Raw genomic sequence first — 13,809 nt, forward strand, 5'->3', positions numbered from 1 at the left:
TTTCGGTCATGTCCGAGATGGCGGGCGATCGCGGAGATCGTCCACCCCTTCGCTGCGAGCGCGTGCGCGTCCACATCGTCCTCCTGTGTGAGCATGAGAACCGGGCTCCCTCGTTGTGCTGGTGGTGGTCAGAGACCGTCAGCATCGAGGGAGCCCCACCCTCAAAGTGGGACCCACAGGTGGGGAATTTCAGTGAGCAACTCCGGGGAACTTCACCTGAGCGTCATCAGCCTCGCCAGCCGCGCCGACTGGGACCGCATGGCCAAAGACCTCCGGCCGGTCTACACCGCCGTCAACGAGGAGCAGGCCCAAGCGAAGCTCGCGGAGTTCCACGACACCTGGGGCGACCGCTACCCCGCGATCAAGGGCCTGTGGGATAACGCGTGGGGCGAGTTCATCCCGTTCCTGGACTACAGCGTGGAGATCCGCCGGGTCATCTACTCGACCAACGCCATCGAGTCGCTGAACGCCAGGATGCGACGGGCAACCAGAGCACGGGGGCATTTCCCCAACGAGCAGGCCGCGCTCAAATGCCTTTACCTGACGATCCGAAGCCTCGACCCCACCGGACGCGGAGCGCACCGCTGGATGAACCGCTGGAAGCCAGCCCTCAACGCCTTCGCCATCACGTTCGGCGACCGACTCTTCCCCACCAACAACTAACAACCGCCACGACCAGTTACACCGTTCTCTTGACACTCCCTCGGGCGTCAGCGCTTGCGCAGTACCAACATCCCGATCGCGATCAACGCGAGGCCAACCGCTGTCAATAGGAACGCAGGCGCACCGGTGAATGCTAGCGGCGACCGGAACGTGTCCGCAGCGAGAACCGGGGCCGCTGCAGAGGAATCGTTGTTGGTGCTATCAGGGTCGACGAAGCCGCCGTTGCCTACGTTCTCGCCCGTGACCATCGCAGAGTTGATGATCGACCCCGAAGCAGCGGACGATACGGCGACCGTGAGGTCGATCGTGCTCGTCGCGTTCACGGCCAATGTTGAAGCACTCGTGCAACTCACCACGTTGGCGGCTGCGGCGCACGACCATCCCGAACCGGTTGCCGAAACATACGTGAGCCCGTCGGGAAGGTCATCGGTCATCACGATTCCCGTGGGAGCGACGGAGGGACCCTTGTTGTTCACCGCCAGCGTGTAGGTGGCGTTCTTGCCGGCCTGGATGGCGCCGACCAGGGTCTTGACCAGCGAGACATCGGCGTAGGGGACCGACGTCGGGTCGGTGGCGGTGTTGTTGCCGGGCACGGGGTCGAAGACCGGACTCGACACGGTGACGGAGTTGATGGTCGATGGGGCGGCATCCTTCGCAACCGACACGACCAGTACGAACGTCACTGATGCGCCCGCCGCCAAGGAACCCCCTGACGTGCAGGTCACGACCTGGGCCACTGCGGCGCAGGTGAATCCGGTGCCGGCCATGCTGACGAACGACAATCCGGTCGGCAGGGTATCGACCACAGTGACCGGGTTCGCTGCTGACGGTCCATTGTTGGTGACCGTCACGGTGTACGTGCCGTTCGAACCTACGGCGAAGTCGCCGATATGGGTCTTGGTCACGGCCAGGTCCGCCTGGTAGCGGTACCCGAAGTCCATGTCGGTGCGGTCCTGGCCACTGGTGAGGGTGGTCACTGACTGGCCGTCGAGGGTTCCATCGGGATCGAACACGTTGACCAGGCCGGACGGGAGCGATGACGGATCGATCGTCACGCGGTACCAACCCGCGGGGAGATCGTTCACGATGTATGTCCCGTCGCTCGCGGTCGTGGTCGTGAAGGTCATGTCGTCAGCCGTTCCGGCGGTGCCGTCGAAGCCAGCCCACACCACAGTGACCGATGCGCCTGAGATACCCGATTCTGTGCCATCGAGTAACCCGTTGGCGTTGGCATCCACCCAGACGGTGTCACCAAGTGACCCAGTGCCCGTGTACCCGAAATCGGCATCGAGGTAGGGAGTGGTGCTGGTGAGCGTGATCACCCCGGAACGATGGTCGAGTGAGCCGCCCGAGCTGGCGTCGTCGTCGTAGGTCTGGGTCAGGCCACCGGGAAGCGAGGACTGATCCACCAGCACCCGGTAGTCGCCCACCGGCAGGTCGACGAACGAGTAGGAGCCCATCGAGTTGGTGGTGGTGGACGTGGTGGTGATGTCGTCACTCGTTGACGCAATCCCGTCGGGACCCCAGAAATCATCGGCGGTCCCGAACGTGTTGTCGTTGCCGGCGGCCTCCAAGGTCACGGTGACGTTGGGGATTCCCGGTTCATTCGAGTCGCGGGAATCGTCGCCGTCGGCATCGAACCAGACAAGGTCGCCCAGCGAGGTGGGCGCCGTGGTGATCGACGCGGCCGCGGAGTCGTCCTCCGAAGGTGCGGAGGATGCGTTGCCGGGCGTGGAGTCGGGATCCCACTGGTCGCTGGTACCGACTTCGGCCGTGTTGACGATCGTGCCGATCGAAGCGATTCGGGCACGGATGACCAGCGTCGCGAAGCCGCCATTGGTGAGGGTGCCCACGGACCAACGTCCTGTGCTGGACACGTAGCTCCCCTGCGAGGCGCTGACCGTGCTGCGGTACGCCATCGTGGCGGGCAGGAGATCATCCACCCGAACGGTGGTAGCGGTATCGGGGCCGTCATTGGTGACCCGGACCGTGTAGTCCACGTCGGACCCGTAGTAGTAGGGGCCCGCAGTGACCGTCTTGGCGACACGAAGATCCGCTCGGCGCACCCGCGCGGTGGCGGTGTCGTTCGGCCCGGCGAAGCTGCCATCGGCATTGCTCGATGCGCCAGTGCGGTCCTCGCCAGCGACCGACGCCGTGTTTGTGTGATCGAACGTGCCGGTCTTCGGGACGGTCAGCACCGCCGAGGTCGGTGTCGTTGCGAGCCGTACCGTGATCGTCGCTCCCGGCGCCAGTGGTTGGCCGACACCAGAGACGAGATTTGCCCACGAGACTGTGCCGCCGGTGGCGCAACTCGGCGCACAGCCCGGCTCGACCGCAGCGTTGGTCACGTAGGGAGTGGTGACTCTCGCAGATCCGTTCACGTAGTCCCAGTCGGCAGGCAGCACGTCGCTCACGTCCACATTGAACGCGTTGTCGATCGTCGCCCCGGAGGCATTCGTCACCACGATCTGCCAGGTGAAGTTCTGGCCGACCCGTGCATCGGTGGCGTCGCTCACGACGGTCTTGTCCACGCTCAGGGACGGGAACTTGACGGTCATGTTCACCGTGTCGGCGGTCACGTTGCCGCCGGGCCCGCTGGGATCATTGCCATACGTGCGGTAGGTGATCGATGGGTTTGCCGTGCGTTCGGTGACTCCGATGCCGTAGTAGGTGGGGATATCCGCGGTGTTCTGGACGCTTGCCGCGTCGGAGAGCGATCCGCTGCCGACGAGGTCAGCCGTGTAGGTGATGGTCACGGTGCCACCGGCGGCGATCGGACCGTCGATCACCCACGTGATGTCGGGATCACCACCCGTCCAACCGTCGGTGACGGTGATGCCGCTCGACCCTGTGGCGACAACATTGGTGAGGTTGGCGCTCGGCTGGTCGGACACGGTTGCGTCGTATGCTGCGCTGGAACCGCTGTTCGTGATCGTCAGGGTGTACGTGTAGCTCGACCCGGGGGACGTGGCACAGGTATCGGTGTCTCCGATGTTGCCGGCAGTCTGGTCACACCCGGTCTGGGACACGTCCTTGTCGATGCGGAGTGTCGGCTCCTGCACCGTGAAGGTGGCGGTGGCGACCGGCAGGGTCGATGTGTAGCTGGAGGTGGAGGGGACGGAGCTCGGCGCCGTCGGTCCGGCGACGTCGGTGTTGTTCCAGGCGAGCTGCACCGAGTTCACCAGCGTGTTGCCGGCGACGACTGCTGCGCCGCCCGATGTCCGGTTGGCGGCGACATGGGCATCGAACGTCAGGAGGTATTGGCAGGCTCCGGCCGCCGGCATGGTGACATCGCCGAACCACCACCCGATCGAGGTCGTGCCGTTGCCGTTCGCCGTCGGGGGAGTGATGCCCGAGAATCCTGACGGATCCGGACAACTGCCCGGTCCGCTCTCGAGGGAGATCGAGTTGTAGGCATCGAACACCATCCCGTCGGGCATGGTGTCGATCACGGTCGCGTCGTACAACCGGGTCGATGCCGGAACGGTCACCCGCACGGAGTAGGTGGCCTTCGTGCCAACGGTCCCGGTGGAGGGGCTCACGGTCTTCGCGATCGTGGGATTGGTGATGCTGATGGTGTTGGTGGCGGTTGCGGTGTAGGACCGTTCGCCGGTCACCGTTGCGGGCATCGAGCTGGTGGATCCGGAGACGTTGTTCACCAACGTGTTCGAAGCGACGGCGGGGTTGTCGACGGTTGCCGAGTACGTGAGCGAGGTCGATCCGGCCGGGGCCAGCGATGTGAGTTTCGCCGACGTCGTGGTTGCGTTCCACGTGATCGTTCGGGCGGTGGCGTCCCAGGTTCCGCCGTCGGGATCGACCGACCCGCCGTCGGCAACCGGAGTTCCGCTGTTGGTGGGTTCGATGCCGACGGGCACCGTGTCGACGATCGAGAGCTCGTGGCTGGTGGACACGTCCGATGCGGTCGGATTGGTGACGGTGAGGGTGTAGCCAACCGTCTGGCCGGGCGACGCGAAGTTGCCCGAGGTGTTGTTGGACTTCGCGATGGACAGGCGGGGTTCGACGATCGTGGTGACGACCGCGTTGGAGTTGATCGCAGTTGCCGAGGTTCCAGTTGCGCTCTTCCAGTTGATCGTCGAACGGTTCGACTTGGTGGCGTTTCGGGTATTAGATCCGGTGTCGAGCACTTTGACATCGAACTGCAGAGTGAGGGTGTCGTCACCGGAGTCGACGGCGTTCACGTACGGCGTCGGCAACGTCACCGAGACGGTGCCGTTCGATCCGACCGAAGGGGTGGACAGCGACGAGCCGTCAAGCGTCACGTTCGACCCGACGATGCTCGCGTTCCCGTCGAACGCCAGTCCGGCCGGGAGGGCGTCGGAGAAGACGCCGTCGTAGGTGGTCGTGCCCTGAGGAATCGTGAGGGTCGTGCTGTACGTGATGACCTCGCCGATGGTCGCCTGCTCAGCGGTGGATGCCAGCGATCCGTTCGCGGTATTGCCGGTCTCACTCAGCGCAGACTGCTGCACCTTGGTGGCCCCGGGTTGGGGCGTATACACCGACGACGTGTCCGACGCGGCGTCGGTGTTGGCGGTGACCGTGCCGTCGATGTTGCTCGCCGGGTAGTACACCTGCGGCGAATCCGAGGCGTTCGTTGCCGCTTCGTAGCTTCGGACACCAGCCGTGTTGACGAACGTGTGCCCGGGCTCGACGGTCGACGGAATGGCAACGTCGTACGTCAGCGTCCGCTGGCTGCCAGAGCCGATGGATGCACCGGCGAGCACTGAGATTGCCGCGGAAGTCGGCCATACAACTCGGGTTCCCGGCGACACCGGGCACGACCCACCGTCGCTGACCGAGCTCACCATCGTGCAATCGATGCCGGAGGGCAGTACGTCCCAAACCTCGGTGTTCGCTGAGTCGACATTGCCGGTGTTCTCGAGGTCGACCCGATAGGTCACCACATCGCCGGCCTGTACGGCCCGATTGTCCGAGTTGGCAGCGAGCGGTCCGGCGACGGTGGTCGAGGTGCCCCCGGCGATGGATCGGACACCCTTGGTGAGCCGAATCTGCGGCTCGGTCCACACGGCGGCGGCCTGGTCGCGGAACTGAAATACCTCGTTGTCGGTATTTCGAATGGTCATCTTTTGGAGGTTGGCGACGATATCGGCAGCGACACCGAGCGGAGGTGTGCCCACTCGGGCCGCGATGGTCCAGTGGAACTTCTCGCCGGCGTTGGTGACGGCACCGCCGGAACCGACGGTGAAGGTGACCAGGTTGGCTGATTCGCTGAACGTGGTGCCGGAGAGTGTGTCGGCGTCGAACGCCGTGACCCGGGTGGCTGAGCCGGTGACGTACGTGTAGCTCGGCGGCAGCAGGTCGTCGATACGCACGCCGGCGGCATCGACGTCGACCGGGAAGGTCGCCTGGAGATCGAAGCACGCGAAGTCGCCGGGGCGGTACCCCGCCTCGGGTGTCGGGTCGCCCTCGGACCACGTGACCGTACCCCCGGCGCAGAGCGCCCCGATGCCGGCCGAGGTCCGAGCCGCACCGGTTGCGAATGGGCCGGTTCGCACCGAGACCCGCTTGTTGATCGTCGGCAGGACGCCGTCAATCGTGTCAGCGGAGATGTCGGCTACGCCGGTCAGGTCTGGCGTTGTGTCGTCGGTGATCGCCCCTCGGTGCGACGTGTCGCCGCTCAGTGAGACGTCGTTGGTCATCGAGTCGCCCATGAGTACCGGCGTTGTGTTCGACCCGTTCGATCGGTAGGTCGGGCGTACCCGTGCCAGCTGGGTCATCGTCACCTGGTTGTCGTGGGCGACATTGGCCAGTTCGGTGGTGTCCGCGAAGTCCCAGACGAGGGTCCAGGTGCCGTCAGCGTTCTCGGTGGCCGACGTGTACGGCGCGGCGACGGGGCCGGCGCCGATGTCGATCGTGGGATTGGCCCCGGAAGGCGAACAGGTCGGGTCCGCGGGTCCGCCGGTGGCGAGGTTGCCGAGCGGGCACATGCCGTTGGGAAGTGTGTCGGTGACGATGAGACTCGATGAGTCTCGGTATTCGCTGGTCTCGATGGTGAGCGTGTTGGTGACGACTGTGCCCTGGACAACCGTGCCCACAGATGACTTACGAATCAGCAGGTCCTCGGCGGTGACCGTCGCGTTGTCCGTGTCCGTGAGGGTGGGGTTGGTGCCACTGGTGGAGGGGCCTTGGTAGGTGCCGGTTGCGGCGGCGCGGTTGGTGATGGCGTCTTCGCTCGAGGTCTCCGTCGTGAGCGTACCGTTGTTGTTGTCGAGATTTCGACCCTGCTGCAGTGACGAATCACTCGGTTTCGTGCCGGTGAAGGTGTTCGTGTTGGCGCGAAGCGGAATGCCGGCCAGGTACGTGATGGTGAGCACGCCGCTGGCGGCTTGGCTGGCACCAGCGCCGAGTGCGGCGGCATTCCACGTGACCCGTGTGCTGCCGGCGACTGCTGTGCTGCCGTCGGCGAGCACGGTCGGCGCAGCGAGAGTTTCGATGCTGGACGGTGTGAGGCAGGTCGCTGCGGGGGTGCCGCCGGCGAGCGGCCCTGATCCGGTGTACTCCTCGGTGGAGCCGGTGTTCGTGGGCGCATCGCTGGTGGAGTCCGGAAGGTAGTTCGTGCATCCGAGGAACTCGAGCGTGGGAGGGAGCACGTCGACGACGCTGAAGTTGTTGGTGGTGCGCCGACTGTTGTTGGTCACTGTGAGGGTGTAGGTCTTGGGGTCCGCACCATGGACGCCACGCGTCAGTTCGCCCTCGCCGTTGTTTCCGGCGACCTTGTCGAGGATGAATGCGGCGACGTGTGAGGTCCTCGGCGTCGATACGGCGGACCCGGTGTAGGAAGTCGCGCCGCTCACGGGTACGCCATTGGCATCGAAGTCGGGGATGTAGAAGGCGTCGGAATTCACGTACGCCTCGGGCGTGATGTTGTAGTTCGTGCCGACCGGCAGGGTCGCGACGTCGTTGTCGGCATCGGTGGATACGGCGAGGCTGATCGACGTGCAGGCGCCGGACAGGAGATCGCTCGTGTTCTCCCAGATCACCGTGGTCAGGCCGGCGCTCGGCTTGTTCGCGAGCACGGTGGTGGCCGCTGGTGTTGCCGAATCGAACCCGACGCCCGCTGGCAGCACGGTCCGGTAGGACAGGTTGTAGCCGTCGGTGGCGGTCGGATTGCAGGCTCGGAACGTGTAGCTAGCGCTGGTTCCGATGAGTACTCGCGCGGGCCCATCAGCGGAGACCGTGATGTCGGGAGTGCCAGACGCTCCAGCGCCGCGCGTTGGTGCGACACCGAATGACAGCGGCAGCAGTGCCGCGACCATCGCCAGCGTGACGAGGGCTCGCGGCGAGGCTCGGCGAATCCAACGGACCAAAGAACAACTGAGTGCCATATCAGCCTATCGGCCAAGGTCGGGAGCAGTTGAGCGACAGAGCCCGCGAGGTCGTGGGGCCAGCGGTCCGAGTAGCGACGATTGTGCAACAGCGAGGCGCACGCTCCTCACAGGGCCCGATTGGGCGGTGGCGGAGACACTCATGAGCGATTAAGGCGCCTGGCCGAGGAATGGGCACGTGCGAAGGCTCGCTTCGCCGGAGTACTCGCCGAGCTGACTACCCCCGCACCGAAGGCCGACCCCCAGGCGGGCGACCCGCTCCGGTCGGGAATGTCAAGAAGACGGTGTAACTGGTCGCGGCGGTTGTTAGTTGTTGGTGGTGAAGAGTCGGTCGCTGAACGCGATGGGGAAGGCGTTGAGGGCGGGCCTCCAGCGGTTCATCCAGCGGTGCGCTCCGCGTCCGGTGGGGTCGAGGCGATCGTCAGGTAAAGGCACTTGAGCGCCGCCTGCTCGTTGGGGAAGTGCCCGCGGGCCCTGGTCGCCCGCCGCATCCGGGCGTTCAGCGACTCGATGGCGTTGGTGCTGTAGATGACCCGGCGGATCTCCACGGAGTAGTCCACGAACGGGATGAACTCGCCCCACGCGTTGTCCCATAGTCCCTTGATGGCGGGGTAGCGGTCGCCCCACGCGTCGTGGAACTCAGCGAGCTTCGCCTGGGCCTGCTCCTCGTTGACGGCGGTGTAGACCGGCCGGAGGTCTTTGGCCATGCGGTCCCAGTCGGCGCGACTGGCGAGGCGGAACGTGTTGCGGATCAGGTGCAACACGCACGTCTGCACGACCGCCAGCGGCAACGTCACCGCGATCGAGTCGGGCAGCCCTTTCAACCCGTCGCAGCACACGATACACACGTCGTCGACGCCACGGTTCTTGATCTCGGTCAGGACCTGCAGCCAGAACTTGGCGCCCTCGCCGCCGGTGCCCGCCCACAGGCCGAGAACGTCGCGTTTGCCGTCCACAGTGACGCCGATCGCTGTGTAGATCGGCCGGTTCGCGACTTGGCCGTCACGGATCTTGACGACCATGGCGTCGATGAACACGACCGGGTACACCCGTTCGAGGGGGCGGGTCATCCACTCGGCCATCTCCCCCAGAACGGCGTCGGTGATCTTGGAGACCTGCTCTCGGGCTCATGTCGGTGCCGTACACCTCGGCGAGGTGCGCTTGGACCTCGCCGGTCGGCCGGGTTCGTGTGGATGGCGAAGTGGTCGCCCTCGATCTCACGGTGTCGGAACCGGCCGCTGGTGACCTGCCGCCACGCCTCGGCCGACGGCGAGGTGGTGCGATCCGATCGGGCACTGATGGCACACACCGGAACGTCCAGGATCCCGTCGCCGGGCTCGGCGGCGCCTCGGAACAGGTGCATGTCCGCGAGGTCTGAGCGGCGACCCGATCGAGCAGTCCGGCGTGGTGGAGCTCGTCGCCCGAGGGATGCGATCGACGGATGTCCTTCGCGACCGATTCGAGGTCGGTGCCCCAACGACGCTCACCGTGCGGCCCGACGGCCGACATGGCCGGGAGGAGACCTATCAGGGCCGATCCGGCCACGGTGCAGCGTTCCGCTGTAGCGAGGCCGATGCGGGCCCCGATGCTGTACCCGGCGATGATGAACGGCTTGCCCATCATCGCCAGCTCCCACTCCAGATCGTCCACGAGGGTTGCCAGATCCTCGTAGGGCGCCTCCGTCATCCGATGGGTCCGTCCCGGGAGCGCCAGGTACCGCACGTCGTGGTCCGGGACGAGCCAGCGCAGCTCGTTGGCGAACGCCTGGGCCGTTCCGCCGGCATACGGGCACACGATGAGCGCGACGTCCGCGTCGGTCGGACTGCCGGGGAGCGACCAGAGCAGCGACGGGGCGGCCGATGACGATGTGGGGGTCATGCCGGCGCGTCTGGTCCGGCGAGGAAGTCCGTGACGAACTCGGCGAGACGCGTCTTCCAGGCCGCGTCCGCCGCGGCCACGCCTCGCGGCGCGATGGACGGCTCTGCGAGCCACCGGCTGAGCATCATGGCACGAAGGATCACGAGGTCGTCGACGGCGGACCGATCGAGTGGTGTGGCGGCGACCGTGTCGTACGACGAGAGGAAATCCCGGCGGAACGCTGAGAACAGCTCGCCGGCACCTCGCTCGACGGTGAGGTCGAACAGGGCGAGGTAGAGCGAGTTCGCCACGTCGTACTCGGCCGGTCCGACCCCACACTCGTCGAAGTCGAAGACTCGCACCTCGCCAGCGGACATCCGGAGGTTGTGGCTGCCGTAGTCGCCATGGAGGAGCGTGGGCAGGCGCCGACCCGTCGAAGCGCCGGACTCGCTCGAGGACCCGTAGCAGGGCGTCCGTCGCACTCGGGGGTGCGAGGGCGGCTGCTTCGACGTCGATGACGGCGAAGCGCGGGACATCGTCATGGGCGATCGAGCGACCGGCGTCGTGGATCAGCGCCAGCGTGGCACCGATCGCCTCGGTGTCGGCCGGCAGGAGCGGCGACGGTGCACGCCCGTCGGCGAACGCGAACAGCATCACATGGTCGAGGTGGCCGTCGACCCCGGGGAGCGACGAGATGATCGCTCCGTCGAGGTCGAGCGGCGCACACACTGCGGGCGCAATGCCGGCCAAGCGTCGTACGGCGGCGAGACGTCCCCGCAGCGCCGCGGCATCGACGGCGTCGGCCGACACGACCTTGATCACACGTCGGCGCCGTCGTGACGGGCGCGCCACACGGTGCTCTGATGCCCCCCGGCGAGCGCCTCGACATCGGTGATTCCCGGCAGCGTGGCTACTGCCGATCCCATGTCGCTCACGTTCCGACGCTAGTGGTTCGACGGCCCCGCGGAGGTCGACACGACCGTGGCGAACAATTTCGTCCATCGAGCAGGCGGCGCGTTCGGCGTGCGCCCGGAAGGAACAGCTCATGCGCAAAGCAGCGTTGACGACAGCGATCGTGATGGTCGTGGTGACCGGAGTCGCGTGCTCGAACGGATCGGTCGACGGCCCGGAGAGCTCCGCCGACGGGACCCGACCGGCACAGGTCGAGCCTGCCGAGCAGCGCGACGATGCACGCGTCCTCCGCGAGCTCGAGGCAGTTCGTGCGGCCTTGCCCGCCGACCCATCGCCTCCTCCGACGACGGGAAGGTACGGCTACTCGGTCTGGCGGTCCTACAGCGAGCCAGGTGGCATACGCGACGAGGTCGACGCGATCGTGCGAGCGCACCCGGATCGGGCACGGTCGATGGTGATCGGCACGTCGCATCTCGGCCAGGAGATCGTGGCCGTACGAGTGTCCTCGGACCTGTCGTCGGCGATCGGGGAGCGTCCCAGCGTCGTCCACCTCGCCGGCCAGCACGCGCGGGAGTGGATCGGCACGGAGATCGATCTGCGCCTCCTTCGCCTCTACCTGGACGGCACCGATCCCGACGGGGCACTTGCTCGCCAACCCGCAGCACCGACCTGTGGTTCGTTCCGGTCGCGAATCCCGACGGATACGACTACAGCTTCAGCACGGAACCGCTCTGGCGGAAGAACCTGCGGGACAACGATGGCGACGGCCAGATCACCGATGCCGACGGCGTGGACCTCAACCGCAACCTGCCGTACAAGTGGGGCTTCGACAACGAGGGGTCGTCTCCGCTGCCCGGCGCCCCGACGTACCGTGGCCCGTCTCCGGCGTCGGTGCCGCCTCCTACACCACGTCATGGGACTCACTCGGCCACCTCGCCACCATGTCGTATCCATCGGGGAGGAACTCGCGATCTGGGCTTCAGGCACCGCCACGAGACCGCACTCCACGGCCAGGTCGGTGACGAGCGACTCGAACATCGCTGACCCATTGTGAGGGGTAGCGACGAAATGCTTGTGGTCGGACCCACGCCAGGTCGCCGCAGGTTCGAACTCCAGGAGGAGGCATTCGTTGCCCATCTCACTCCCAGCAGCGACGACCGTGGCCTGAGAACGCGTGTCGTCGTGCCCGTCGGCCGTGAGGTCCCACGGATCGCTCACAAAAACGTCGAGATGCAGCCCCAGCAGACTCGACGCAGCGATCACCACCGGCAGGATAGGAGTCACGGACGACTACGCAGAAGGGCAGGCGACGGTGAACACGTCCGAAGGCTGCGGTCGGTCGTCGGCCGGTCGGCAAGTCAGAATACCGGTCGTGCGAGCGGGAGTAGGCGTGGTCACAATTTGGTCACACACTTCCCGAAACTCGCCAACAGCGGTCGACAGCGGCCGAACTCGCCAGTCCTCGAAACGCCCAATTCGTGGGCATTCTGAGGGCCGCCGGCATTGGCTGACACCCGCTGCACGCACCTTCCGCCGGAGTTCGAGTCATCTGACCGACTCGTAACCACGCGGCTGCGAGTCCTCGCAGATCGACGAACGATGCCCGTCTCAACCGAGTTCCAGCGCCGCGATCGCCTTACGTTTCCCGGCGTCGGTTCGTCCGTCGTAATGCAGGCGCAGGGTCGACTCACTGTTGCCGAGTATGTCCGCGACGGTGCGGTAGGACTCGCCGGCATCGAGCATCGAGGTTGCGGCGAAATGGCGCAGATGGAGGAGCGTGATAGGCGAGGTCCCTCGACTGGCAGCCCACCGCCCGGTCAACGACTCGGGCCGCAGGGGAAGATGCGCCGAGCCGGCCGACGGGAATACGAAGTCGGTCACCTTCGTCGGCCTACCGAGCCGTGTGCCCAGACGGTTTCGCTGCGCCTCGAACGCAATTACCGCTCGAGTCGTCAGCGGCACATCGCGCCAGTCGGACTGCTTCGTTGCCTTGCGCACCAGGCCCACGCCGGGACCGCCATCGGTGATGGCAGCTGCCACATGGATCTCGCCGGTCGTTAGATCGACGTCCTTCCACTGCAAGCCAAGGAGCTCACCTCGCCTCATCCCAGTGCTAGCGAGGATCATCGCGGCGTCGGCCAGCTCCGGATCGACCTCAGCAACATCCAACAGCAGATGGCGGACGTCGTCGAGAGTAGGGGAGTACGGCTTCGTCCTGGTCGTCTTCGGGCGGGTTGCGTCCTTCGAAGGGTTGGAATCGAGCAGACCCCGCTTGCGGGCAAGCTCGAGGGCTCTCGCGAGAACCGTCGCGCATCGTCGGATCCAGTCGTTCCCTCTGCCTGAGGTGCGCATGCCAGCGTAGAGGTGCTCGATCTCCTGCCACCCCAGCTTCGAGAGGCGGACGTTGCCGAACGGGCGTCCGTCCGGCATCTCGATCGCCTTCATCGTTCTGATCGCCGAACGAGACGTCAGGATCGTGCTGGGCGCGAGTTCGATCAAGCCCTGATCGATCGACTCCAAGTATTGGTCGAGTGCGGCGCCGACCGAATGAGCGCGGGTGCCCCCGGACGGAAGCCGACGCTCGTGGTCCGCGACTTTGAGGCGGGCCAACGCAACCTCGGCATCTCTTGCCGTTCCTTCGACCGTGCGTGAGACCCGGCGTCGGGCGCCGGTGACCGGGTCCCGCCCGATCTCGACGTCGATACGCCAGACGCCCTCGCGGACGAACGTCACGCCTCCGCTGCCTCGTTTTCTCCGTCGGGTACCGCTCGGCGCCACCCGCCGTGCGGCCGTTGAAGCGCCGCTCATGAACGGGATAGTAGAGCGAGTTAGTAGAGCGCGGAAGGGCCACTTGTGCCGTGAACCAACGAAACCCCCGACGAGTCGGGGGTTTCTGTGGAGCGGACGACGAGATTCGAACCCGCGACCCTCACCTTGGCAAGGTGATGCTCTACCAGCTGAGCTACGTCCGCAAGAGCGTTGACACTATAGCCGACCCCACCTCCGCGCGCGC

General features: G+C 66.0%; 4 protein-coding genes, 1 tRNA gene and 3 pseudogenes. 2 read left to right on the plus strand and 6 right to left on the minus strand.

Annotation, left to right across the window (positions count from 1 at the left end):
- The first annotated feature begins 231 nt into the window (after positions 1–231).
- Positions 232–663 (plus strand): annotated as a pseudogene (locus M9952_07535) (transposase).
- Between the two features lie 47 nt (positions 664–710).
- Here the strand turns inward: M9952_07535 and M9952_07540 are convergent.
- The 4 genes and pseudogenes from M9952_07540 to M9952_07555 form a co-directional block, all read right to left on the minus strand.
- Positions 711–8,027, minus strand: a complete 7,317-nt coding sequence (locus M9952_07540; protein MCO5312772.1) for an isopeptide-forming domain-containing fimbrial protein — start codon at positions 8,025–8,027, stop codon at positions 711–713.
- A gap of 306 nt (positions 8,028–8,333) precedes the next feature.
- Positions 8,334–9,203: pseudogene (locus tag M9952_07545) on the minus strand (IS256 family transposase).
- A gap of 342 nt (positions 9,204–9,545) precedes the next feature.
- Positions 9,546–9,905 (minus strand): annotated as a pseudogene (locus M9952_07550) (thioesterase domain-containing protein).
- Entirely contained in the window at positions 9,902–10,261 is a 360-nt protein-coding gene (locus tag M9952_07555) for a hypothetical protein (GenBank protein ID MCO5312773.1), read from the minus strand. The pseudogene M9952_07550 and the gene M9952_07555 overlap by 4 nt, the downstream one beginning before the upstream one ends.
- A 163-nt stretch (positions 10,262–10,424) precedes the next feature.
- On the opposite strand from M9952_07555, the gene M9952_07560 reads away from it, so the two are divergent.
- The gene (locus tag M9952_07560) at positions 10,425–10,724 is read left to right on the plus strand and encodes a hypothetical protein (GenBank protein ID MCO5312774.1); all 300 of its coding nucleotides are present in this window, start codon (positions 10,425–10,427) and stop codon (positions 10,722–10,724) included.
- 1,680 nt (positions 10,725–12,404) lie between these two features.
- Here M9952_07560 and M9952_07565 read toward each other — a convergent pair.
- Both M9952_07565 and M9952_07570 read right to left on the minus strand, forming a co-directional pair.
- Positions 12,405–13,529 (minus strand): tyrosine-type recombinase/integrase, encoded by a 1,125-nt coding sequence (locus M9952_07565; GenBank protein MCO5312775.1) that lies wholly within the window; start codon positions 13,527–13,529, stop codon positions 12,405–12,407.
- A gap of 163 nt (positions 13,530–13,692) precedes the next feature.
- Positions 13,693–13,768 (minus strand) — tRNA-Gly (locus M9952_07570).
- Between the last annotated feature and the right edge of the window lie 41 nt (positions 13,769–13,809).

The organism is Microthrixaceae bacterium, from assembly GCA_023957975.1.
Classification (GTDB): Bacteria; Actinomycetota; Acidimicrobiia; order Acidimicrobiales; family Microtrichaceae; genus JAMLGM01.